This is a genomic window from Nocardia sp. NPDC004573 (genome assembly GCF_053602135.1).
Genome location: NZ_JBSGDA010000026.1, coordinates 31165 through 54261, shown reverse-complemented (window position 1 = coordinate 54261; position 23097 = coordinate 31165). Strand labels below are relative to the sequence as shown.

Annotated in this window: 21 protein-coding genes and 6 pseudogenes; 14 read left to right on the top strand and 13 right to left on the bottom strand. The window is 66.7% G+C overall.

Going from position 1 to position 23097, the window contains the following annotated elements; genetic code table 11:
- Nucleotides 1-154: 154 nt before the first annotated feature.
- Nucleotides 155-853, bottom strand: a complete 699-nt coding sequence (locus ACWEKR_RS29700; protein ID WP_452357259.1) for an NUDIX hydrolase — start codon at nt 851-853, stop codon at nt 155-157.
- Nucleotides 854-989: 136 nt separating this feature from the next.
- Between ACWEKR_RS29700 and ACWEKR_RS29695 the strand changes: the two genes are divergently transcribed.
- Nucleotides 990-2726 (top strand): DUF3556 domain-containing protein, encoded by a 1737-nt coding sequence (locus ACWEKR_RS29695; RefSeq protein ID WP_452357258.1) that lies wholly within the window; start codon nt 990-992, stop codon nt 2724-2726.
- A gap of 136 nt (nt 2727-2862) precedes the next feature.
- On the opposite strand, the gene ACWEKR_RS29690 is transcribed toward ACWEKR_RS29695, so the two are convergent.
- Both ACWEKR_RS29690 and ACWEKR_RS29685 read right to left on the bottom strand, forming a co-directional pair.
- Nucleotides 2863-3693 carry a hypothetical protein gene (locus ACWEKR_RS29690; RefSeq protein WP_452357257.1) on the bottom strand — a complete coding sequence of 277 codons (831 nt, stop codon included), beginning with the start codon at nt 3691-3693 and terminating at the stop codon, nt 2863-2865.
- Nucleotides 3694-3737: 44 nt separating this feature from the next.
- Nucleotides 3738-4733, bottom strand: coding sequence for an alpha/beta hydrolase (locus ACWEKR_RS29685; protein WP_452357300.1), 996 nt, complete (start codon nt 4731-4733; stop codon nt 3738-3740).
- A gap of 318 nt (nt 4734-5051) precedes the next feature.
- On the opposite strand from ACWEKR_RS29685, the pseudogene ACWEKR_RS29680 reads away from it, so the two are divergent.
- Nucleotides 5052-5210, top strand: a pseudogene (locus tag ACWEKR_RS29680) (IS5 family transposase); the annotation flags it as partial.
- Nucleotides 5211-5294: 84 nt separating this feature from the next.
- Nucleotides 5295-5858 carry a hypothetical protein gene (locus tag ACWEKR_RS29675; protein WP_452357256.1) on the top strand — a complete coding sequence of 188 codons (564 nt, stop codon included), beginning with the start codon at nt 5295-5297 and terminating at the stop codon, nt 5856-5858.
- 259 nt (nt 5859-6117) lie between these two features.
- On the opposite strand, the gene ACWEKR_RS29670 is transcribed toward ACWEKR_RS29675, so the two are convergent.
- Both ACWEKR_RS29670 and ACWEKR_RS29665 read right to left on the bottom strand, forming a co-directional pair.
- Entirely contained in the window at nt 6118-7455 is a 1338-nt protein-coding gene (locus ACWEKR_RS29670; protein ID WP_452357255.1) for a cytochrome P450, read from the bottom strand.
- Entirely contained in the window at nt 7455-8432 is a 978-nt protein-coding gene (locus tag ACWEKR_RS29665) for a terpene synthase family protein (protein WP_452357254.1), read from the bottom strand. Before ACWEKR_RS29665 ends, ACWEKR_RS29670 begins: the two co-directional genes overlap by 1 nt.
- 503 nt (nt 8433-8935) lie before the next feature.
- On the opposite strand from ACWEKR_RS29665, the pseudogene ACWEKR_RS29660 reads away from it, so the two are divergent.
- Nucleotides 8936-9190 (top strand): annotated as a pseudogene (locus tag ACWEKR_RS29660) (GNAT family N-acetyltransferase); the annotation flags it as partial.
- Nucleotides 9191-9550: 360 nt separating this feature from the next.
- Here ACWEKR_RS29660 and ACWEKR_RS29655 read toward each other — a convergent pair.
- Both ACWEKR_RS29655 and ACWEKR_RS29650 read right to left on the bottom strand, forming a co-directional pair.
- Nucleotides 9551-10561 carry an LLM class flavin-dependent oxidoreductase gene (locus tag ACWEKR_RS29655; protein WP_452357253.1) on the bottom strand — a complete coding sequence of 337 codons (1011 nt, stop codon included), beginning with the start codon at nt 10559-10561 and terminating at the stop codon, nt 9551-9553.
- Nucleotides 10562-10592: 31 nt separating this feature from the next.
- Nucleotides 10593-10940, bottom strand: coding sequence for a deazapurine DNA modification protein DpdA family protein (locus ACWEKR_RS29650; RefSeq protein WP_452357252.1), 348 nt, complete (start codon nt 10938-10940; stop codon nt 10593-10595).
- Between the two features lie 224 nt (nt 10941-11164).
- Here ACWEKR_RS29650 and ACWEKR_RS29645 point away from each other — a divergent pair, with 224 nt between their 5' ends.
- A complete protein-coding gene (locus tag ACWEKR_RS29645; protein ID WP_452357251.1) occupies nt 11165-11812 on the top strand; it encodes a hypothetical protein in 648 nt (215 codons plus the stop codon).
- A 166-nt stretch (nt 11813-11978) separates the two neighbouring features.
- On the opposite strand, the gene ACWEKR_RS29640 is transcribed toward ACWEKR_RS29645, so the two are convergent.
- The 3 genes from ACWEKR_RS29640 to ACWEKR_RS29630 form a co-directional block, all read right to left on the bottom strand.
- Entirely contained in the window at nt 11979-12197 is a 219-nt protein-coding gene (locus ACWEKR_RS29640) for a hypothetical protein (protein WP_452357250.1), read from the bottom strand.
- Nucleotides 12170-12319 carry a hypothetical protein gene (locus ACWEKR_RS29635; RefSeq protein ID WP_452357249.1) on the bottom strand — a complete coding sequence of 50 codons (150 nt, stop codon included), beginning with the start codon at nt 12317-12319 and terminating at the stop codon, nt 12170-12172. Before ACWEKR_RS29635 ends, ACWEKR_RS29640 begins: the two co-directional genes overlap by 28 nt.
- A 275-nt stretch (nt 12320-12594) precedes the next feature.
- Nucleotides 12595-13449, bottom strand: coding sequence for an alpha/beta fold hydrolase (locus ACWEKR_RS29630; protein WP_452357248.1), 855 nt, complete (start codon nt 13447-13449; stop codon nt 12595-12597).
- Nucleotides 13450-13684: 235 nt separating this feature from the next.
- Here ACWEKR_RS29630 and ACWEKR_RS29625 point away from each other — a divergent pair.
- Nucleotides 13685-13996 (top strand): annotated as a pseudogene (locus ACWEKR_RS29625) (universal stress protein); the annotation flags it as partial.
- A 77-nt stretch (nt 13997-14073) separates the two neighbouring features.
- On the opposite strand, the pseudogene ACWEKR_RS29620 reads toward ACWEKR_RS29625, so the two are convergent.
- Nucleotides 14074-14496: pseudogene (locus ACWEKR_RS29620) on the bottom strand (glycosyl hydrolase family 65 protein); the annotation flags it as partial.
- Between the two features lie 197 nt (nt 14497-14693).
- Here ACWEKR_RS29620 and ACWEKR_RS29615 point away from each other — a divergent pair.
- From ACWEKR_RS29615 to ACWEKR_RS29600, 4 genes are all read left to right on the top strand, one after another.
- Complete coding sequence (locus ACWEKR_RS29615) at nt 14694-15026, top strand: spore germination protein GerW family protein (protein WP_452357247.1); 333 nt, start codon at nt 14694-14696, stop codon at nt 15024-15026.
- A gap of 159 nt (nt 15027-15185) precedes the next feature.
- A complete protein-coding gene (locus tag ACWEKR_RS29610) occupies nt 15186-15869 on the top strand; it encodes a hypothetical protein (RefSeq protein ID WP_452357246.1) in 684 nt (227 codons plus the stop codon).
- Entirely contained in the window at nt 15866-16792 is a 927-nt protein-coding gene (locus tag ACWEKR_RS29605) for a universal stress protein (RefSeq protein WP_452357245.1), read from the top strand. Before ACWEKR_RS29610 ends, ACWEKR_RS29605 begins: the two co-directional genes overlap by 4 nt.
- A gap of 313 nt (nt 16793-17105) precedes the next feature.
- Nucleotides 17106-17636 (top strand): SRPBCC family protein, encoded by a 531-nt coding sequence (locus ACWEKR_RS29600; RefSeq protein ID WP_452357244.1) that lies wholly within the window; start codon nt 17106-17108, stop codon nt 17634-17636.
- Between the two features lie 391 nt (nt 17637-18027).
- Here ACWEKR_RS29600 and ACWEKR_RS29595 read toward each other — a convergent pair.
- Nucleotides 18028-18234 (bottom strand): annotated as a pseudogene (locus ACWEKR_RS29595) (DUF5914 domain-containing protein); the annotation flags it as partial.
- Between the two features lie 99 nt (nt 18235-18333).
- On the opposite strand from ACWEKR_RS29595, the gene ACWEKR_RS29590 reads away from it, so the two are divergent.
- The 4 genes from ACWEKR_RS29590 to ACWEKR_RS29575 all read left to right on the top strand — a co-directional run bounded on the left by ACWEKR_RS29590 (nt 18334) and on the right by ACWEKR_RS29575 (nt 22594).
- A complete protein-coding gene (locus ACWEKR_RS29590; protein ID WP_452357243.1) occupies nt 18334-18735 on the top strand; it encodes a DUF6223 family protein in 402 nt (133 codons plus the stop codon).
- The gene (locus ACWEKR_RS29585) at nt 18702-19031 is read left to right on the top strand and encodes an ArsR/SmtB family transcription factor (RefSeq protein WP_452357242.1); all 330 of its coding nucleotides are present in this window, start codon (nt 18702-18704) and stop codon (nt 19029-19031) included. Before ACWEKR_RS29590 ends, ACWEKR_RS29585 begins: the two co-directional genes overlap by 34 nt.
- A 90-nt stretch (nt 19032-19121) precedes the next feature.
- Nucleotides 19122-20954: a phosphoenolpyruvate carboxykinase (GTP) gene (locus ACWEKR_RS29580; RefSeq protein ID WP_452357241.1), complete on the top strand. Its 1833-nt coding sequence runs from the start codon at nt 19122-19124 to the stop codon at nt 20952-20954.
- Nucleotides 20951-22594 (top strand): SulP family inorganic anion transporter, encoded by a 1644-nt coding sequence (locus ACWEKR_RS29575; protein WP_452357240.1) that lies wholly within the window; start codon nt 20951-20953, stop codon nt 22592-22594. The genes ACWEKR_RS29580 and ACWEKR_RS29575 overlap by 4 nt, the downstream gene beginning before the upstream one ends.
- Here ACWEKR_RS29575 and ACWEKR_RS29570 read toward each other — a convergent pair.
- Nucleotides 22585-22983: pseudogene (locus ACWEKR_RS29570) on the bottom strand (long-chain fatty acid--CoA ligase); the annotation flags it as partial. The gene ACWEKR_RS29575 and the pseudogene ACWEKR_RS29570 overlap by 10 nt on opposite strands.
- Between the last annotated feature and the right edge of the window lie 114 nt (nt 22984-23097).

Below are 23097 nucleotides of genomic sequence, written 5' to 3'. Positions count from 1 at the left end.
CGGCTCCCGAGAGTTCTCGACACCTTCCACGACAACCCTCCGCATATAACTTGAACGACGTTCAAGGTAGCAGGCCGAGTGCGGTGCCGCGCGCGACGGTCCGCTCGGTGAACCTCCCGCACGACAGGCGGGAGACCGGGACAACCCCGGCGGCCTAGCGATGGGTCCAATCCGGTTGGGTGAAGTGCGCGACGCGAGCGGCGGCGGGGCTCGTGCCGAGCAGAACGACTTCCCGGAATTGCCACAGCAGCGCGCCGGTCGGAGCGTGAATGGTCATCTTCGGGCCCAGCCGCATCTGCAACAGGCCTGCCGCATCGGCAGGCGCCACGTCGTCGCGCAGCTCAGCCTGCCGCACCGCGTCCTCGGGCCGGACCCAGCGCGGAGTGTCCTCGGCGGCGAGCCGAGCGAGGTCGACGAAGTGCACGGAATGGACCTCGTCCGGGTTCGGCCGCAACCGCGTGGCGTCGGTGAGCGCCAGGACCAGCGGGGTGATCGCGAAACCGGATGCGGCGGGGAAGTCATCGAGCGCGCCGAGCAGCTCTTCGGGCCGCGCGAGCAGGCCCAATTCTTCGTGCAGTTCACGTAACGCGGCTTGTTCGGCGGTCTCGCCTTCGTCCAGGCGGCCGCCGGGCAGTCCCCACTGACCGGCGTTGCGGCCCCGGTAGGCCCGCTTGATCACGATCACCGACAGCGGCCCATCCGGCTGCTCCACCACGCACAGCACGACCGCGGCTCGACGCGTACCGGGCGCGTCGGCCACTTCGACGCGCGGGAACTCGGCCAGGCGGGAGTGCGCGAGCACGCGGAACTCGTCGATGCTCGTAGGTAGTGGCACTCGCGGGGTCGGCTCCATGGCTTCGATCTTGCCGGACTGTCGCCGCCGACGTGCACCGGAGGAAGTCGTTGACAGCGACTGCAGTACCTGACACCGTATCGGGAACCTCGGGGCTCGGCCCGCGCCCCCGGCGTTCTCGATCGGAGCGTGCTTGATGGGGTTTCTCGAGCCCGACCTGCCGGTGGTCGACCTGACCGAATGGAGCAAAGGCACACGCGCCGAACGCATCCGGCCCATGGCCCGGCACTGGGCCGAAGTGGGCTTCGGGACGCCCGTGGCGCTGCACCTGTTCTACGTCGGGAAGATCTGCCTCTATGTGCTCGGCGGCTGGCTCGTCGTGCTGACCACCGCGGGTATCGACGGATTCACCGACGTCGGAGCCTGGTGGTCGGAGCCGATCGTCTTCCAGAAGATCGTGCTGTACACGCTGTTATTCGAAGTGGTGGGCTTGGGCTGCGGATTCGGGCCGTTGAACAATCGGTACTTCCCGCCGTTCGGCTCGATCCTGTATTGGCTGCGCCCCAACACCATTCGGCTGCCACCATGGCCCCGCCGGGTACCGTTCACCGAGGGCGACAACCGCACACCGGTGGACGTCGCCTTGTACGCGGCGCTGCTGGCGGTGACGACGGTCGCCGTGCTGTCCGACGGCACCGGCCCCATCCCCGAACTGGATACCAGCGTGGGATTGCTGCCGCACTGGCAGATCGCCACGATTCTCGGCCTGCTGGCGGTACTCGGCCTGCGCGACAAGGCGATCTTCCTCGCCGCCCGGGGCGAGGTCTACGCCACCCTCACGGTCGCCTTCCTGCTCCCGGGAGCCGATTCGATCGTCGCCGCGAAGGTCGTCTTCGTCGTCATCTGGATGGGCGCGGCCACCTCGAAACTCAACAAGCACTTCCCGTTCGTGGTCTCCACGATGATGTCCAACAGTCCGGTGTTCCGGCCGAAACCACTCAAGCGCGCGTTCTTCGAACGCTTCCCCGACGATCTGCGGCCGGGGCGATTGTCCCGCGTCTTCGCCCACGGCGGCACCGCCGTCGAGCTGTGCGTTCCGCCGGTGCTGTTCTTCTCCCACGGTGGGTGGCCGACGGCGATCGCGGCGCTCGTGATGGTGTGCTTCCATCTGACGATCCTGACCGCCATACCCATGGGCGTGCCGTTGGAGTGGAACGTCTTCATGATCTTCGGGATCGCCACGTTGTTCGTCGCCCACGCCGACCTCGGTCTCGGCAGCGTGGGCAGCCCGGTGCCGGTGGCGGTGCTGTTCGTGGCGGTGGCGGGCATCGTGATCGCCGGAAACCTCGTCCCGCGCAAGATCTCCTTCCTGCCCGGTATGCGCTACTACGCAGGAAATTGGGACACCACGATGTGGTGCGTCAAGCCTTCGGCCGCGGAGAAGATCGGCAAACACATCGTCGCCATCGCGAGCATGCCGCAGGCCCAGCTGGAGCGGTTCTACGGCAAGGATCGCGCGCAGATCCCGCAGTATCTCGGATATGCCTTCCGGGCCATGAACACCCACGGCCGCGCGCTGTTCACGCTCGTCCACCGCGCCATGCCGCCCGGCCGCGAAGACGAGTACACCATCACCGACGGCGAACGCATCTGCAGCACCGCCTTCGGGTGGAACTTCGGCGACGGCCATCTACACAACGAGCAACTCGTCGCCGCCATGCACCGGCGCTGCCACTTCGAACCCGGTGAGGTCCGCGTCGTGCTGCTCGACGCCCAGCCGATCCACAAGCAGACCCAGCAATACCGCCTCGTCGACGCCGCCACCGGCGAGTTCGAACGCGGAGAAGTACGCGTCGCAGACATGGTGACCCGCCAGCCCTGGGCCGACGACGTCCCGGTATTGGTGCATTTCAGGGCCGACGAGCGGAAGTAGCGCCCCCGGCTCTCCTGCGAGTCATGTGACTTGTGGAGATTCGATGCCTAAATGCGCATATCGAAGTAACAACATGTTCAACTCTGGTCGGGTCTGCATGCCCGCTCGCGAGGGCGGAGGATCCGCGGCTTTTTCGTCAGAGGGAGCCCGTGTCTCCCCGGCGATCACCAGCTGCCGGGCGGTTCGCCGCTTCGCCGACGCGGTCCTGCACCCAGGAGAGGAAAGCCCGGACGTCCGTGCTGGGCAGGTGCAGTGCTGCCGAGCGGGGTCGCAGGAAGCTGAGCAGCGCCGCTTCGATGAGGGGGCGGAAATCTGGCTCCTGTGCCGCGATCAGTTGTGCAGCCCCGCGTTTGGCCAGCCAGCGGCTCGTCCGGCAGAACGATGCCGTCCGGCAACCATTCAGTACACGGTTGTCGCCGAGATGCCCCTCTCCCCCGGCGTGCTCACGGACCGAAGCCTGCAGCGCGGCGTACACGTCGCGTGGCGACGGGGCTGCCATGACCTCCCGCACGGGCTTGCCGTGCAGGAGGCGCCCGGCCTGGTGAGCGATGGAACGATCGATGACGTACCAGAACGCCGAGGACTCCGACGGATCGAAGCTGACCCGGTTCGGCAACATCGGACCGGTGTTGAGGTCCATGAGATAACCGGCCGCGCCGGACGGTTCGGCGGCGAAATCCGCTCCGTACATCACCAGTTCCAGCCCGGCCGCAGGGCAGGCAAGGGCAGGGTGCGCGAGCGCCTCGGCCAGTTCACGCAATGCCCGCGCCGGAAGTTGCGGGTCGGCGACCATCACCACGTCGACGTCGCTGCGCCCGTGCCGGTACTCGTCGAGCGCGATCGACCCCACGGCCAACACACTGACCAGATGAGGTCCGCAGACCGAGCGGGCGCGCCGCACGAGACCGTCCAGGTACGGACGCAACTCGACCGGAAGGGATCGGAAGTCGACCAGGGCGTGGGTCATGCGAGCCAGTATCCGCCAACGGCTCGGCCGACCGGCCGCGGGATTCAGTGCGGCAGCCCCAATCCGTCGGCCAGCACCGGCCACGAATTCTTCAGCGCCTCTTGCCAATAGCCCCACGAATGGGTGCCGGTGGGCTGGAAGTCGTACGTAGCGGGGATGCCGAGCGCGTTCAAGCGGTCCCGCATGTTGTGGGTGCACCAATTCACCGCGGCCTCGATGACACCGCCCAGCACCAGCTGGTTGAGGTACCCGCGCGGCCCCGGCTGGGTGTAAGCGCCGTTGTAGGCGTCGTACATGCCCGGGACGCCGGTTCCGGTGGACAGGAACAGGCGGGTGCCGCGGAGTTGGTCGGCGTGCAGGTACGGGTCGTTGGCGGCCCACATCGGGTCCTCGGGTGGGCCGTACATGTTCTCGGTGTCGCCGCCGCCCCAGCTCTCGACGGCGAGTTTCACGAACTCGCGGCCGATCGGGTCACTGACCTGCGCGCAACCGCTGTAGGCCGCGACCGCCTGATACAGACCCGGTTTGGCGATCGGCAGTTGCAGCACCGAGGTGCCCGAGGTGGACAGGCCCGCGATCGCGTTCACCCCCGTGGTGGCGAACTCCGCATCGATCAGCGGCGGCAACTCCTCGGTGAGGAACGTCTTCCACTTGTACACACCGAGTTTCGGATCAGGCTCCCGCCAATCGGTGTAATAACTCCAGCGCCCACCCACCGGCTGCACCACGTTCACGTCCTTGTCGGCGAGGAAGCGCAGCACGTCGGTGTTCTTCTGCCAGGTCGCGCTGTCCTGCCCGCCACCGCCGCCGTTCAGCAGATACAGCGTCGGCCGTGGCGCCGAACGGTCGGCCGGGCGCAGCACCTTCACCATGATGTCCTGACGCATCGCCGCGGAATGCACCCGCAACTGCACCGTGCGGTCGTCCTCCGCCCACGATCCGGTGATCGACGCGGCATCGGCCCTTGCGGGCGCTGCCGCCGTGAGCACGCCCGCGGTCACTGCGAACACCGCCGCCGGCACGACGAGCGCGTGCACCATCGAGCGGCGCAGCTTTCCGATTACCGCGCGTATTCGCACCGAATCGGCAACAGGCGCGGCAGCTGGTCCGGCATCGACGTCGTGACTTCGTTTCATCGCTCGGTTTCCTCCTACCATCGCGTTCGTCTACCGGCATCGATCCAGTTGCTCGACGACGCACGAGTTCCGCCAACGCTAAAGCCGGAGAGGGCAGCACACCTTCTCGGTTCGACGGCTCTGGACACCTCACCAATCCGCCCGGCCGCCCCTGAGGGCGCGACACAAGCAGAGGCGATACTCCGCGTCCGATACCGGCCGTGTACAGAGTGATACACCACGACCGGGTTCGAGGTGCTGCCCCGTCGCTGGGTCGTGGAGCGGTCCTTCGGCTGGCTGGTCAAACACCGCCGCCTGGTCCGCGACTACGAAAACCCGCCCGACCACCACGAAGCGATGGCCTATATCGCCTCGATACACGGCCTCATCCGCCGACTCGCCCGTACCATCGACCAGCACATCTGCGCCGACAGGCGCAGACGAATATCCGCGCATGACGATTTCAAGTCATTCTGAAGATCTCGCATGATGGTGTTCATGATCGGTAACGGTGATGAGGCCGAACCCGAGGTTGTAACCGCAGAGTCGTTCGGACAGGTGTCCATACGTGCTGCTGTCGACAGCCTCAGGCAAAGCGGACAGGACGCCGGATGCCCGGCGTTTGCGGAGCGCATGGTGCAAGTACTGCTGGACGGGCTGCGTGCACTGGACGAACTGCCACGCGATGATCCGTTCTGGCAGAAGACCAACCACTTGACCACGGTGTACAAATTGCAGGAGTACGCTCAGCAGCGGCTCGAACACACTCCCGAGGATCATGCTGCTCGGTGGGCGTTGGTTGCCATAGATCTGGCATTCGGGGCCAACGACGGCGGACTGTCCTGGCTCGGGCCGCTGATCGCGGACGACGTAGCCGTCGTCGACGCTGCGGTCATCATTGCAAACTGGGTCGAGGAACTGATCGGACTGGATGCCTCTGACGCGTTGCGCGCAGCCTGCGCTTGGGCCGATTCGAACAGGCTTCGCGCGCCGGCGCGCACCGATTACAGCCCGGCGATCCACCGCATACTCGCTCCACTCGACGACTGACAGACCACCCGGCTACCCGGTCGAGCGACCCACGAGATTACAACGTCGCATGCCAGCAGACATCAAGATGCACAACCAAAACCCCTTGATCACAGTGCCCGAACCGAGTTTTCTGGTGACGCGGAATCGTAGGGGGGCGAGTTCGCGTGCCAAGGCGGAGCTGCGGGCCCCCGCTTCCGCGCCGACGCCCCCCATGCCCGGCCAGCCAGTAGGTGTGCCCCTGGAATCTCGCCACCGTTGCGAGTCCGCACCGCCGGGATCACGGTAGGCGAGGTTGGACGATCATCGGCAGAGCATTGGGGCGAGGCACTTCAGCGACGACCTGTCGGACAGAATGTCCTTCGGCGAGGTGTAGCCGCCAACGGCGGGCTATGGTGGCCATTATGATGTGCAATTCGGTCCAGGCGAAGGTATCGCCGATGCATTTGTGGTGGCCGACGCCGAACGGATTGAACGTTCGCGGTGGTAGGTATACAGCACGATCGGGCAGCCAACGATCGGGGTCGAACCGTGTTGGCTCCAGGTATACGCGGGGGTCTCTGTGAAGCGCGTAGGGACTATACGCGATTTCGGTACCCGGTGGAATGCGCCATCCGCCGAGGACGGTTTGAGTTGTCGCGCGCCGGGTGAACACGAGAACCGGGTGAAGGCGCAGTATCTCGTTCAGGATCCGGCCTGAATATTCCAGCTCGGTGATGGTGTGCTTACTGATCGGCGATTCCCCGATGACTGCGTCGATCTCGGCGTGCAGCCGCTGTTCGACCTCAGGGTGATCGGCCAGCGCGTGGAATGCCCAGGCCAAAGCGATGGCAGGGGTTTCGGTCCCGGCGATCAGCAGCGAAATGACTTCATCGCACACCTGCGCGTCGGACATCGCCTCGCCGCTGTCCGCATCCCGCGCCGCCAGCAGTATCGCCAGCAAGTCCCCGCGGTCATGATCCCAGCGACGGCGGGCGCCGATCAACTCCTCGACCACCTGGCGCAGCCGCGCCGCCGCGGTGTCGAAGCGCCTGTTCGAGGGTATCGGCCAACGGTCCAGAGACCTTGGAGTGACCATCCGGGATGCGATGCCACCCATGATGATCGGGACGTGGAGTTCAACTTCGGCAACGCTTGTCGAGTCGAGATCGGCGGAGAACAACGCGTCTGCCACGATGCGAAGGGTCAACTCGTGCATCGCCCGATCGATCGCGATCTGTTGGCCCGGCTTCCAGGAGGCGACGAGAGCGTCGGTATGGCGTCGCATCGCTTCGGTGTAGTCGGCGATTCGCTGCTGGTGGAATGCTGGTTGAACGAGTCGTCGCCGCTGCCGGTGCGGCGTGCCCTCGGACGTGGCCAGGCCGTCGCCGAACAACGTGCGGGCCCGCTCGTAGATCCGGCCTCTTGCCAGGCTGTGAGATCGGGTGGTCAACGCCTCCCGAACCAGTTCCGGTGTCGTCAACATGTACACCGGCCAGTTGCCCAGGTCGATGCGGACGATATCGCCGACCGCGCGCAGCGATTCGACAAAGTAGAAGGGATCGCGTCGCAACGCTGCTAGATGGCCGAGTACAGGTAGGCGGCCCGGCGCGGCGGGAACCGATCGAAGGTCGTCCATCACGACTCGGTCCGGTCGGGTGGGGTGATGAGATCGTCGAATGTTCCGCGGATCCGCGGGCGATCGAGGTCATAGCGGCGGGTTCGGTGAACCCATACCAGGTTTGCATATATGTAGCGACGTAAGGCCCAGGCCAGCTGAATGCCGTGATCTGCGGCTTCGGGCGGCAGATCGAGCCGGCGAGCAAGTTCGGGTAGCCGGCCCTGCAGCTCCACAAGCAGCTGCTGGCGCTGTTCGGCACGCTTCAACACTCGCTCTATCGCCTCGTCGAGGCCGCAGTTCTCGGTGGCCTCGACCACCCGAACCATATTGCAGGTTTGGCCGTCGGCGATGTCCTTCTCCAATCCGTACACATCGTTGTGCCACGCAGTGACGTCGGCGAAACACAAAACAAGCTGCCGGAACAGGTAGCTGTCCCACAACACGTTGGGGATCCGCAGTTTGCAGACCACTGCGAGAACATCGGCTTGAAAAATCATCGCGATGGTGTGGCGGCGCATAGTAAGAAATGTCGCCAAGTCCGGGAGTCGACCAGCAGCATGGTAGGTGTTCTGAAACATCACCGCCTCCATGTAATCCATGAAGTGCTCGGCGATCCGCTGCCTACGGTGACAGGATAGTCCAGCGACGAGGCGGGGCCAGAAGTCCGCGAGACCGGCGAGCACCGGATTGGACACCCCTCCGTCAGGAGGTTCGCCGTCTACGATCGCACGCATGGCGCCCACGACGCCGGCCACACGGCCCTTCCGCTCGCCCCAGTCGTAGTTGTCGTACTGGTCGTCAGCAAGTGAGCCCCAGCAGAACCACATCAAGCCGAGCACGAGATGCTCATAGTCCACATCCGGAGTGGCGAGCCCGTGATATAGCCCGAACTCGAACGAGCGCAGATGCGCTTCCTGCTCCCGCGTGACGAGGAAACCAACCCGCCACAGCCATGCGATCGTCGCATCTTCTGCCTGTCGAGCAGCAGGATTCACCGAGTCGCCCGCACAGAACCCCGGTATCAGAGCCGATGTATCGATCCGAGGCACGAGCCGCCCTAAACTTGTTGCTCGCGAAATACTGACTACGCGGCAAATCGTGGTCCCTCAGCGGAGTAGTTCACCGCCGGAGGACTATCTGTGTCCAGCTATTGCCGACATACGGATCGGGTTAGTCACCTGACAGGTGGGCAACTACGCGTCGAATCGCAATTACGGCAGGGTAGCTGCCGATGACGCTAACCCTTGGCAATGTCAGCGAACTTCCCATTGTTGGGGACTGGCTGACCTTCAAACGGCTTGCGTCCCGGCTGCGGCTGCCGACGGGTGGCTCGAGAGGTCTGCATCGCCCGAAGTGGTCCAGCGGCCTCCGGTGGACATACGCCAGCTGAGGCCGGAAGACTGGCGGCAGGATCGCACGATTACGCTGACAGCGCTTGCCTCGGCGCCTGAGGCGTTCGAGGCCACGGTCGAGCAGGCGCGCACGTTTCCTCCGATGAATGGCGCGACGGCGTGCAGCGATCGCTGGCTGCGTTCGTCGCTTTCCAGGACGGCGTACCGATCGGCAAGATGGTCGCGACGGCGTACGAAGATGCGCATACCGTCCAGCTGGCCTCGCTGCCTCGCTGTTCGTCGTGCCGGAAGCCCGCGGTCGTGATGTCGCGGACCGCTTGATCCGATCGGTGGTGGATTGGGCATGGCGGCAGGGCTTTTCGAGGGTCGCCGTGCGGGTTCGAGAAGAAGACGAGCGTGCCCAGCGGGCTTGCGGGCGGAACAACTTCGGGTGGTCGGGGGAGGGGGACGGTCCGCGTGGCCGCTGGATCGAAATGCATCGTCTGCTGGGGGATGTCAGTTGGATCGACTCCGCCCGACGCCGGTCGCCGTCCAGCCCGAACCGGATGGAAAGTAGCTCGACCGGCTCTGCCTCCCGTCGTCCCCCACGGCATCGATCGGGAACGGTCCGACGAATCGACCCAGCGCGGGGTGCGCACGTGGCGCCGCTGACCTTTGGCGCGGGGTACTCGATATGGCCGGTCGCGGGAGTGTTCCGGATCGGCCGAGCCGACCTGATGCGGGTGAGTCGGCCGGGCCGACCGGCCCGCACCAGGCGGGGTTCACCGGACCTGCGGGGTCACTTTCGCGCCGAGCAACTCGATGTTGTGCAGGACCTTCTCGTGCGGCAGCGTGCCAACGCTGGTGTGCAACATGAACCGATCGAGCCCGAGGGTGTCGCGGATGTCGGCTACCTTTTCGGCGACATAGTCCGGCGTGCCGACGAACAGCGAACCCTCCTTGGAGCGAAGGCCGTCGAACTGGGCGCGGGTCATCGGCCCCCAGCCGCGTTCGCGGCCGATGACGCTCATGGCACGCGCGTACGGCTCGTAGAAATCGGCAATGGCTTCCTCGTCGGTGTCGGCGATATAGCCGTGCGCGTGCACCGCCACCGGTTGCCGCTCGTGCCCGCCCTCGGCGAGCGCGCGGTGATACAACTCGACCAGCGGCTTGAACCGGGCGGGCTGGCCGCCGATGATCGCGATGGCAAGCGGCAGGCCGAGCAGTCCGGCGCGCACCACCGATTCGGGGCTGCCGCCCACCGCGATCCAGACCGGCAGCGGCCGGTTGTCGGTGCGCGGGTACACGGTGGTCTCGTGCAGCGGTGCCCGGAATCGGCCGGACCAGGTGACCGGCCGGTCCTCGCGCAGGTGCAGCAGCAGCGCCAGTTTCTCCTCGAACAATGCGTCGTAGTCGGACAGGTCATAGCCGAACAGCGGGAAGGACTCGGTGAAGGAACCGCGCCCGGCCATCAGTTCCGCGCGGCCGTTCGAGAGCCCGTCCAGCGTCGCGAAATCCTGGTACGCGCGGACCGGGTCGTCGGAACTCAGCACGGTCACCGCGCTGGTCAGCCGGATCCGTTCGGTACGGGCCGCGATCGCGGCCAGCACGACGGCGGGTGCGGATGCGGCGAAGTCCTTTCGATGGTGCTCGCCGACACCGTAGACATCGAGCCCGGCCCGCTCGGTGGCGAGGGCCTCCTCGACCACCTCCCGCAGGCGCTCGCCCGCGGTCGGTGCGGGCCGATCGCCGATCGGATACAGCTCGGCGAATGTCGTGAGTCCCAGTTCCACGGTCGAGCCCCATCTCTCAGTAGTGTCTATGTCACCCAATCCCATAAACGGACCATAGTCCGCCAATATTCCGGCGGGGTGGATCCGCGCGTCCGGCTGCGGCGGGCAGCGGGCGTTCGCGGCGAGCGCAGTAGGACCAGGCCATCGAGTCCGCACTCGACAGCAGCGCCCTGGAGCGGCTCAGGCCGGTGGTCTCGACCCCGAGCCCGTGCAGCCGGATCCCGAGCAGCTCGGTGGTGAGCGCGGACATGAGGCGTGCGGCCTCACCGGTGCAGCGCTGGACGCGGAAGCACTCGAAACTTGTCGGCGTCCCATCGAACGCCGAGGCCTGCTTGCAGAGAGGGCCAGGATTGGGGCAGCGGCCTTCCAGTACGGCCACGAGTGGCCGCCGACGGCCCAGTAGTCGATCGACATGTCGGCACAGAAGCGCTTCATGGCCGGCGAGATGGCCAGGGCGCAGACGTGGTCGATCCAAGCGTGCAGCGGGTGGCAGGTCCGCGAGGGCACCTCGGCGCCGCAGCTATGACGCAGCGCACACCGCCGGGGCGGCGCACCGAGTGAACCTATGGTCGCGGCAGTTCGTAGTACAGGTGACGAGATGCAGTGTGCGCCTCGCTGAACAGCGACGAAAGGGACCGAAAGATGACCTCGGCCAAAAGATTCCAGCGTGCCGCTGTGCCGGTCGCAGCCACCGTGGTCGCATTCGCAGGGCTGCTGAGCGCCTGTGGTGGCGATGACGGGCGAGCTGTTCCGGCGGCCGAGCCGGCATCGTCGACCACGGTGACCGCCGCGCTGGCGCCCGCCGCGGGGCAGGCTCCCGCAGTCGCGAAGACGCAGGGCTGGCTGAAGATCTACGGCGGAGCAGCGCCGGCCGGGACCGCGAATGCGGTGCAGCTCGATGTGACCAGCGATCCCAGTGTCGGGCAGTACGTGTCGGACGGGACGGGCCGGTCGCTGTATCGGTTCGACAAGGACACCGCGAAGCCGTCGGCGTCCAACTGCGCCGGGCAATGTGCCGTGACATGGCCGCCGCTGACCGTTACGCGCGACCAATCGGTCTACGCGTCGGGAGTCGACCCACAGCTCGTCGGGTTCATCGAACGGGCCGACGGCACATGCCAAATCACCATCGGCGGCTGGCCGGTGTACTTCTTCTCGAAAGACAAGAAGCCAGGGGATCTGCTCGGCCAGGGCGTCGGGGGGACATGGTTCGCAGTGGCTCCGAATGGCGGCAAGGCTCTCGCCAAGTGATCCGAATGCCGCTGGATCAGCCACAGTAGGTCCAGTTGACCGGTTCGGCCCCGACCTCGTCGCCGCCGCGATGATCGACGGGGCCGAACCAGCATCGCCGACGTCGACCTCTGGTCTCACCGAGGCCGCCTGCTCATCAATCCCGTTGGTGTGACGGTGTCACTGGTCAATGAGGGCCGGCGAATTCGAGGGTGGCATGCGACCTTTCGGCTGCATCGGGATGGCCTCCGATCACAGTGGCGGCCAGCCACAGCGTGGCGGCGCAGCGCGCGACCAGGTCGACCCTGCGCAGCCTGCCTCCGAGTAGCAAATCCCAGTGCCCGGCGTCCTCTTCCCCGCGAGTGAGCCGGGTGGCGGTCAGCAGCGCCCACACACCGCACAGCACCGGGGCGGGGTGCCGGTGCGCCAGACGGTGAACCCGCCGGGATCGTCGAGAGCGAGCGGCGCACCGAACAGGATGCGCACGGCGGAGTTCTCGGCCAACGCGCGCAGCGCATCGGAGTCCATGCTATCGGCGAAGGTGGTGCGGTACTGGGCCGCGACGAGAGCCGACAGGCCGACCGCAGTGAGCGCTACGATCGCTGCCCCGCGCCGCGCCTGGCGCCGGAGCAGCGGGGCCGCTGCCCGGCCTCGCCAGGTTGGCGACGGCCGGCGAACGATCACACGCTCGATGTGAACGCGGCGATGCCCCCCGGGTAATCGTGCGGGTTCCTCGCCAGCTTGGTTGCCCGTGATCCGGGCGCTGTCGAGATAGCGGTCGACATTCGCCTGGACAACATCACCTACAACCGGTCGAGGAATTCTCGGATCAGTGGGACGACCTCGTCGAGGTGGGTTTCGAGCAGCCAATGGCCACCGTCGAAGACGTGGAGCTCGGCATCGGGGTGGTCGCGGTGGTAAGCGCGGGCCGCTGGTTCGGGCATGTAGCCGTCGTTGCGGCCCCAGATGATCAAGGTCGGTGGGCGATGCTCACGCAGGTAGGCCTGTTGGACAGGGAACCAAGCGACGGTATGGCGTTGGTCGGCGAGGAGATTCACAAGGTTGGCCTGCCGTTGCGGTGGGCTCGTCACCGACCACGCGAGTTTCCAGAGGTCCGGGCTCACCCGATCGGCGAGATGGTCGGGTAGCTCGCCGAGGAACTCGCCCCGGAAGCCCGCTTCGCTGACCGCTGCCGCGAGGTCCGCACGGCCCTGCTCGGTGGGATTGTTCCAGAACTTTTTGAGGGGTGCGTATTTCGGTCCGTGCTCGTCTTCGTAGATATCGCCGTTCTGAAAGATGAGGCCGCGGACTCGTTCAGGTGCGCCGATCGCCAGGCGCATACCGAACTGGGAGCCGTAGTCGTGAAGGTAGATCACGTATTCGGTGAGTTCGAGCGCCTCGGCGAAGCGGCGCAGGAACTCCGAGTAGCCATCGAAGGTATAGGCGAAGTCGGCCGGGGCATCGCTGTAGCCGAAACCGGGCAGATCCGGTGCGATCGTCCGCCAACGATCAGCGAGTGCGGGCATCAGGTCGCGGAATTCGAACGACGACGAGGGGTAGCCGTGGGGCAGTAGGACGATCGGGCCGTCCGCGGGGCCCGCTTCTCGATAGAAGGTTTCGATGCCGTCGACGGTGATCCAGCGATGCCGTGTACTCATCGAGGTGCCTCCTGGTGAGTATTTCCGAGCCCGCACCGGGCCCCAGACATCGGACGGGCTGACTTGTCGGATCGGCTCAGCCAGGGCAGAGCTGCATGAAGGGTATCGGAATGCCTAGGCGGTCTCGAACCCCGGCGGAGTCTCCGCGAGCGACAAGCCGCTCCCGTCAGGGTCCAGAAGCTCGACGTGACGAACGCCGTTGTCGTAAGTCTCCACCGGTTCGTGGCAGACCGGTGTGGTGGCGGTCCACGCCTGGTCGGAGTTCTTCCGCTACGACTCGCGTGCCGTCATGCAGCAGGAAGGGGAGGAATTGCTCGCCGAGAGCCTGTCCGGATACGGCGAGCGATATCCGGAGGTGCCGGTGCGGCGGGTAGTGGCCGAAGACCGCCCCGCCCGACGACTGCTCGAGGTGGGCGCGAACGCGCAGGTGATAGTGGTGGGCAGCCACGGACGCGGCGGTTTCGCCGGAATGACCCTCGGTTCGGTGAGTCAGGCGGTGCTGCACGGGGCCATAGTGCCCGTGATCATCGCCAGGCCGGAGAGCTGACCGCGTCGCTCCACGAGAACCGGGTCGATCCGCAGCGTCATGAATCGAGTTCACCAGCCGCACCGTGCTGCCGACGGCAGACGGGCGGTCTGATCTTGGCAGGTGATCTCGATCGGTGGCGACGCGCCGAAATCCGAGCTGATCTCGACGCCCTGTCCCCTGACGCGCACGGTCAGCCGGTGGCCGCGATAGATCATCGGGAAGGACAAGGCGCTGAGCGAGGCGGGCCAGTACGGGCAGAAGACCAAGCGGTCGTGGCGCAGTTCCATCCCGGTGAAGCAGCGTCGCAGGAGGTCGACGCTGCCTACCATCGCGGCGAGGTGGATGCCCTCCGCGGTGGTGCCGCCCTGGATGTCGGCGACGTCGGAGCCGAGCACCGGGATCGAATAACTCGACGGCGCGATCACGTTCGCCCGTGCCAGCTCTCACGAGTGCACCAGCGCACTGAGCGTGGAACCGTGCGATGTCCGCGCCGTGTAGTAGTCGATGGTGCGCGGAATCACAGACAACAACGCCTACACCAATGTCACATGGCGGCTTGGATGATCCTGCGGGCGATCGACGCGCTGGCGCTGTCGTGCGGGTGGACGCCGCCGTGCACGAGATCGGGCCGCGGCCTGACCGACGTCGACACGGAATGCGATTCGCGTCGATCAGTCGAGCAGTCCGCCGAGACTGCGGCGAAAGGAAGCACACAATGAAGGTCGAAGACGTTCTCGCTTCGGCGAAGGATGCCATGACGGTCGAGCGCGTCCAGGCCGAGCCGGTCGAGCGAGACGGCACCACGGTGATCGCCGTCGCCGCCGTGTCCGGTGGTGGCGGCGGTGGGAGCAGCAGCGACCAGGACGGTCCGGCGGGATCCGGCGTGGGATACGGCCTGGGCGCCAAACCGGTCGGTGTGTACGTGTTGCGCGACGGCCGGGTGAGCTGGCGTCCAGCGACCGATGTCAACCGGCTGATGACCGTGGTCGGCGTTGTTACTGTGACGGCATTGCTCGTGGGTGCGCGCATCGCTCGGATGAAGCTGTAATTCGCTGGCAGTGGCGGCACGCCCCGGTTGTGCACAGGCAATCGGGCGAGCCGGTTTCTTCCTCAGCGCTCGATACTTCTCGGGACCATCGGCCCTGTCGGGCACGACACTCGTTCTGCTGAGCTGAATGCGCGAAGACAGGACGGGAGGACACGACACATGCGATGGACCGTTGCCCTGTTGGCCGCGGGCGCGGCAGCGCTGGGACTGCGGCATCGGTTGTTGCGCTGGGGCGCCACCCCGGCAGAGGCGGCGGCCGAGTACCCCGGTGACACGCTCGTACCCGCTCCGACGGCTTGCTCGACCATGGCAACGACCTTCGAGGCGCCTCGGGAGGAGGTCTGGAGCTGGCTGGTCCAAATGGGCGCCGACCGCGCCGGCTGGTACAGCTGGGATCGTCTGGACAACGGCGGCCGACCGAGTTCGATGCGGATCGAACCGGAGTGGCAAGAACTGCGCGAAGGGGACCGGGTCGACGCGACGGTCGGCGGACGCGCCTACTTCACGGTGGCGATCGCGGATCGCCCGACGACGTTGGTGCTGCGCAGCGACCTGGCGTTGCCCAGCGGCCGCCCCTTCGACCCACGTGGGCCACTCCCCCGGATGTTCACCCAGGGAGTGTGGGGTTTCCACCTGACCGAGTTGCCCGGCGGACGCACTCGCCTGGTGGTGCGCACCCTCGGGCGTGATGCGCCTCGGCCGATCATGGCGGTGGCCGACTTCCTGTTCGGCCAGCCCGCCCACCTGATCATGCAAACTCGGCAGTTCGCCAACCTCCGCCGCCGCCTCCGCGTCCAGGAGCGCAACGCAGATCCATCGAAATCCGCAGGGCGACAGTCATGAACACGATGTCATCTGGAAACGACCCGCACCTGCTGGCGTCCGCACCGGTGGTCGTCGGTGTCGACGGTTCCGAAGGCGGCGAATTGGCCGTCCGCTGGGCCGCGCAGGTCGCGGCGCGGCGCGGCCGCACCCTGCACCTCGCCCACGGCCTGGACATCGCCGCACTGCGCTCGATGCCCGGCGGCTCTCGGGCGATGACACCGTCGATCATCGAGGCGGTGCGCAAACAGGCAACGAAGATCATCTCCGACGCGCACCGGGTGGCTCGCGAAATGGCGCCCGACCTCGAGATCACCACCGAGATTTCCGAGGCGAGTCCGTCCGAGCTGCTGATCCACCTCTCCGGAGCCGCTCGTCTCCTCGCACTCGGCGCGACCGGCACGGCGGGCGCCTTCGCCCACCTCGGCTCCACATTGCTCGCGGTCACCGGACATGGGCACGGTTCTATCGTCGTGGTCCGCGGCGCCGACACCGCATCGGGCCTCAGGAACGACGGTCCGGTGGTCGTCGGCATCGACGGCAGCCCGGTGAGCGAGGCCGCGATCGCCACCGCGTTCGCCGAAGCCTCCGACCGCGGCGCCGAGCTGGTGGCCACGCATTCCTGGAGTGACTGGCACTTCGGCGAATTCGCGGGTGAAAAGCTCGGAGCGGACATGATGGGGCCTGCGCTGGAGACCGCTGAGGACGCCATTCTGGCCGAACGACTGGCCGGGTGGCAGGAGAAGTATCCCGATGTGCGCGTCACCCGCAAGGTGTATCTGAGCGGGGCCGTCGATCGCCTCCAGTACTGGTCGAACAGTGCCCAGTTGATCGTCGTCGGCAACCGCGGCCGCGGCGGTTTCACCGGCCTGCTGCTCGGCTCCACCAGCAATTTCCTGGTCCAGCACGCGTATTGCCCGGTACTGGTCGCACATTCCGGATAGAAACACCAGGCATGCGGTTCGGGTCGCGATATCGCAGCTTCCTGCTCACTGGCTGAACCCGGCCGGCTGCGGCCCGTAACGGATCAGGGCGTTCCCTCGACACCGCGCCGGCCACTCAGCCGGATCTCCTGACCGCGTGCTCGGAACAACTCATCGGCTCGCCGAATGGAAGTCAGAACACATGAGAAGAACAGCATTTGCCGTGACCTGCGCATCGGCCCTCGCCGTTGCCTACGGCGCCCACTGGTGCGTCAGGTCCTCGACCTGGGGCGCCGCCGCCGACGAGATCGCGCGGACCATGCCCGGCGACGAGTTGCTCGCCGACGCCGACATCGTCACGACGCGGGCGATCACGATCGACACCGGTGCCGACGCCATCTGGCCTTGGCTGGTCCAGCTGGGTCCAGGCCGAGGCGGCGCTTACACCTACGACTGGATCGAAAATCTGCTCGGCCTCGACATGCACAGCGCCGATCAGATTCTGCCGCAGTTCCAGAACCTGAAGGTCGGCGATGGCTTCGCGCTCGGGAAGTCGGGTCCGCGCATGCGCGCCGCGACCGTCGAACGCGAGCGCGCGCTGGTCTTCGCCTCCGACGACGGCCACTGGGTCTGGGCATTCGGGCTGTATCCGGCAGGGAAATCCACCCGGCTGGTGAGCCGCAACCGCATCGGACTCACCGGTGCCTCGAACCTCGCCCGCCGGTTCTACCGCTATGTGATGGAACCAGCGAGCCTGGTGATGGAACGCAAGATGCTGTACGGCATCAAACGTCGCGCCGAACAGCCGGCAATCCCACCCGGTGTGGCCACCGGCTCCGCCGCCACGAGTGCACTCGAAAGCTGAACGCCGGAGCTGAACTGCGTCCGTTTCGGTATCCACGCAGCCGACCGTGAGGTACGCCCGTAGCGGACCGCTCGTGGCCCGCTTGCGAGTGTCACCGAGCAGTACCGTCCGTTCCAACCATGGGGTCCGACACCCGCGATCCCCTTCTGACTCTTGGCAGCCACAGAGTGATTCGTGTGCTGAGACTGATCGAGGGATCCAGTGTGGAAGGAGACGGCCAAGCGCATGCCCCAGGCTGAGGAAGAGCCGGACGGGCTGCTGAAGGGGGCATCGGGGTGGGAAGACGACGTGGTCGCCGCGGATCGGATGCGGCGGCGTTGACGTTCATGGCCGCCGTCGCCGCGGTGGTGGCACCCGAGGTCGCGGAGATCGCTGAACGGCACGCCGTGGACCGGAAACCCGGCCGTCCCGAGTTCGCGATCACGGCTTCGATCACCGCGGTGCGCGCTCGGCCGTCGGGGCCGGGGCCGACCGGTGTCGCGTGGGTTACCACGCTTCCGGTTCCCTCACCGGAGACGATTCGCATCATGACGGTGCGCGGATCCGGGCAGGTGAACTCGGCTACGACGGGCACGCCGAACCTGCGGGTCGCTCGGAAGGCACGCCATGTCCGTTTCTCATTTGCTCGCCACCTCGGAGTTCCTTGCCCAGGCGGGCAGCTCCGGGTTCACCCCCGGCCGCTTCCGGTCCCTGGTCGGTGTCGCGGTGGGGCTGCTGGGCGTCGTCACCGGCGTCCGGGCCGTCATCCACCGCGCTGGCTGCCGGAGTGTCCGGGCTGGTGCTCGACGGACTGGTCGTGGCCGCCGTCGAAGGCGGACCGGGCACCGGATGCGGGATCGTCGGCGGCTTCGTGGCCTTGGCCGTCGGGCTGGTCGCCGCCGTCCTCGGCGCGGTCGCGTTGAAGAAGGACCCGCTGTCGTCGTGGCAGCCCGCGCTCCGTGCCGACGGATACATTCGAATGCAGGTCGCGCGAGATACAGCGATTGCACTGTTTGCTAAACTCCGCAAACAGGGTGCGGCCGTGGATGCCAAGCCGCCGGCGGGGGGTGGAAGGAGTGGTCATCGATGCCCGGACTGCAGCGACCGCTCTATCAGATGAAGGCCGACTTCTTCAAAACACTCGGGCATCCCGTGCGGGTACGGGTGCTCGAACTGCTCAGCCAGCGTGAGCACGCCGTCTCAGAGATGCTGGCCGAGATCGAGATCGAGGCGGCCAACCTGTCTCAGCAGTTGTCGATCCTGCGGCGCGCCGGCCTGGTGACCGCGCGCCGCGAAGGGCTCTCGGTGACCTACGAATTGACAACCCCCGAGGTCGCCCAGCTACTGGCCGCCGCACGGGCCATCCTCACCGGCGTCGTCGCAGGACAAGTCGAAGCCTTGGAAGAACCCGCCTGACCTCCATCGCCCTCAGGGGGTGCGCGCATGGGCTCTGATTGCAGCTTTTCTAAACTAATAACCTAATTGTTTGCGAAGGAGATGTCCGTCTTGACCAACCACCTAGACGTCGCCGCGAGCGCGCAGGCCCCCACCGAGCATGAAGGCATCCTGGCGTGGATCGCCGAAGTCGCGGAGTCGACCGCGCCGGACCACATCGTGTTCTGCGACGGCTCGCGGGCGGAGTGGGACCGGCTCACCGGAGTGCTGGTGGAGAAGGGCACCTTCGTGCCGCTCTCCGCGAAGCCGAACTCCTTCTGGTGCGCGTCGGATCCCGACGATGTGGCGCGGGTGGAGGATCGCACCTTCATCTGCTCGGAACTTCGCGAGGACGCGGGCCCGACCAACAACTGGGTCGATCCGCTGGACATGCGCACGGTGATGACCGAGCACTATCGCGGGGCCATGGCGGGACGGACGATGTATGTCATCGCGTTCTGCATGGGCCCGTTGGATGCCGACGATCCGAAGTACGGTGTACAGCTCACCGATTCGGAGTATGTGGCGGTGGCGATGCAGATCATGACCCGATCCGGTGCGCCGGTGTGGGACAAGATCACCGATGGGACCGGCTTCGTGAAGTGTCTGCACTCGGTCGGCGCGCCCCTGCGAGAAGGTGAGGTGGATGTGCCGTGGCCGTGTGATGCGACCAAGTACATCTCACATTTCCCGGAGCGCAGGGAGATCTGGAGTTACGGCTCCGGGTACGGCGGTAACGCGCTGCTGGGCAAGAAGTGTTTCGCGCTGCGCATCGCCTCGGTGCTCGGGCGTGATGAGGGGTGGCTGGCCGAGCACATGCTGATTCTCAAACTCACCTCCCCGCAGGGAAAGGTCCACTACATCGCGGCCGCGTTCCCGTCGTCGTGCGGCAAGACCAACCTCGCCATGCTCGAACCCGCCCTGCCGGGCTGGCGGGCGGAGACGATCGGCGACGACATCGCCTGGATGCGTTTCGGAGCCGACGGCCGACTGTACGCGGTGAACCCGGAGGCTGGGTTCTTCGGCGTCGCGCCCGGGACCGGGGCGCGGACCAACCCGAACGCGATCGCCACGATCGATGCCGGGAATTCGATCTTCACCAACACCGCCCGCACCGATGACGGTGACGTGTGGTGGGAAGGTTTGACCGATACACCACCTGCGCACCTGACCGACTGGCACGGCCATGACTGGACCCCCGATGCCGAAAGCGCTGCCGCGCATCCGAATTCCCGATACTGCACCCCGATCCGGCAGTGCCCGACGGTAGCGGCGGAGTGGGACGATCCGGCCGGAGTGCCGATCTCCGCGATCTTCTTCGGCGGCCGCCGCAAGACGACCATTCCCTTGGTGACCGAGACCTTCGACTGGGAACACGGCGTGTTCACCGCGTCGGTGCTGTCGTCGGAGACCACCGCGGCCGCGGCGGGAGCTGTGGGTGTGGTGCGGCGGGATCCGATGGCGATGCTTCCGTTCCTCGGCTACCACGTGGGCGACTACTTCGCGCACTGGCTGAAGCTCGGCGCCGCCGCCGACCCCGCGAAGCTGCCGAGGATATTCCAGGTCAACTGGTTCCGCCGCAGCGCCGACGGCAGTTTTCTGTGGCCCGGTTTCGGCGATAACGTGCGTGTCCTGCAGTGGGCACTCGACCGCTTGGACGGTGCAGCCGATGCCGTGGAGACCCCGATCGGGTTCGTCCCCACCGCCGAGGCCCTCGACTTGTCCGGCCTCTCGAAGGCCGCCCAGGAACTGGCGACCGCGGCGCTGGCCGTCGACATCGACGAGTGGGTGCTCGAGACCGCCTCGATCGACGAGTGGTACGTCACCATCGGCGGCAACCGCCTGCCCGATCAACTGCGTGCGCAGTTGGCCGCGCTGAAGTTGCGTCTGGCCCGAGCCCTGTGAAAGCGCTCGCACTGTTTCCGCGCTGGTCGGACTGGAAACCCGCGCTCCGTGCGCCCGGAGCGGACCTGCTTTCGGGTCTGATCGTGGCCTTGGTGGCGCTGCCGCTGGCACTCGGCTTCGGCATCTCCTCCGGGCTGGGCGCGGCCGCCGGACTCGCCACCGCTGTCGTCGCGGGCGCGCTCGCGGCGGTGTTCGGCGGCTCCCGCTTCCAGGTATCCGGGCCGACCGGCGCGATGACGGTGGTCTTGGTGCCCATCGTCGGCCGGCACGGCGCGAGCGGGGTGCTGGCTGTGGGGCTGCTGGCCGGGCTGGTGTTGGTGGTCCTGGCCTTCGCGGGGGTCGGGCGGGCTGTGCGTTACATGCCCGCACCGGTGATCGAAGGCTTCACCGCGGGCATCGCGGTCGTCATCGCACTGCAACAGGTTCCGTCCGCGCTGCATGTCGCGCACGCCGAGGGCGAGAAGGTGTGGCAGTCGGCGTTCGACGCGGCAGGCCAATACATCGCGCACCCGCACCCCTTGACGCCTGCTACCACGCTGGCGGTGGCCGCGGTGGTCCTGGCCGGTGGCCGGTATTTCCCGAAACTGCCGTTCGCGTTGATCGCGGTGGCCGCCGCGACCGGCGCAGCGCATGCATTCGATCTGGCCCTGACTCCCATCGGGACCATTCCCTCTGGATTGCCCGCGCCCACGATCGGATTCCTACACCTCGACCAACTCGGGTCGCTGATCGCGCCGGCACTGGCAGTGGCGGCACTGGCCGCGCTCGAGTCCCTGTTGTCGGCGACCGCCGCCGACGCGATGGCCGTTGGCACTCGCCACGACCCCGACCGCGAACTGCTCGGCCAAGGTATGGCGAACATCGCCGCTCCCCTTTTCGGCGGCGTGCCCGCCACCGGCGCGATCGCTCGCACCGCGGTCAACGTCCGCTCCGGCGCGCGCACCCGCCTGGCCGCGCTGACCCACGCCGTCGTGCTGGCCGCGATCATCTACCTCGCCGCACCCCTGGTGGCGGAGATCCCACTGGCAGCCTTGGCGGGCGTGCTCCTGGCAACGACCGTGCGGATGGTGGAGACCGCGTCGCTGGCCGCGATCGCCCGCGCCTCACGCGGGGACGCGATCATCATGGCGATCACCTTCGGCGTCACCGTCGCCCTGGACCTGGTGACCGCGGTCGCCGTCGGCGTCGGCATCGCCGCTGTGCTCGCCTTGCGGTCGGTCGCGAAAGAAGCTCGGCTGCAGCAAATCCCTCTCGAGCATCCGGGCGACGCCACCGGCCACTTGGCCGAGGAAAACGACCTGCTGCACGACCACATCGTGGCCTACCGCATCGAAGGGCCCCTGTTCTTCGCCGCCGCTCACCGGTTCCTGCTGGAACTGGCCGAGGTTTCGGATGTGCGCGTGGTCATCCTGCGCATGTCCGGAATCACCGCCCTGGACACAACCGGGGCACTCGTGCTGAAGGACGCCATCGGCAAACTCGAGCACCGCCACATCACCGTCCTGATGTCCGGTCTGCGCCAGGATCACCGACGCCGCCTGGCCGCGATCGGCGCCCTGCCCACCGGTGGGGACGCGCACATCTTCACCCACACCCCCGACGCCATCGACCACGCCCGGGGATACGCACTTCATCGATAGAGGGCGTCGATGCTGTCGGCGAGGTTCTCCACGACGATCTTGCGGCGCAGCTTCATACTCGGAGTGAGGTCGCCGGCCTCGACGGACAGTTCGTGGTCGATGATGTCGAATTTCTTGATCTGTTCCCAGCGATCGAGTTGGGTGTTCAGGCGATCGATGTAGGCGCCGATCACATCGTGGGTCCTCTCGTCCCGGGCGATGTCGGGGAGCGGTTTGCCTGCCAGACCGTGCTTGCCGGCCCATTCGGCGATGCTCTGGGCGTCGAGGCCGACCGATGCGACGCAATAGGGCCGCGTCTCTCCGTAGACGATGAACTCCGCTGCGTACGGGCATATGCCTTTGGACGTGGCGGCGATCGCGGACGGCGCGACGTACTTGCCCTGTGAATCGGCGAGCACCCGTTCGTATCGCGTGGGCGATATGAGGGCGACCCGGTCCTCGGCTCGAATCCCGAGCGCGATCAGCCCGGCGGCGATGATGTCGACGCGCTCACCGAACTGTTT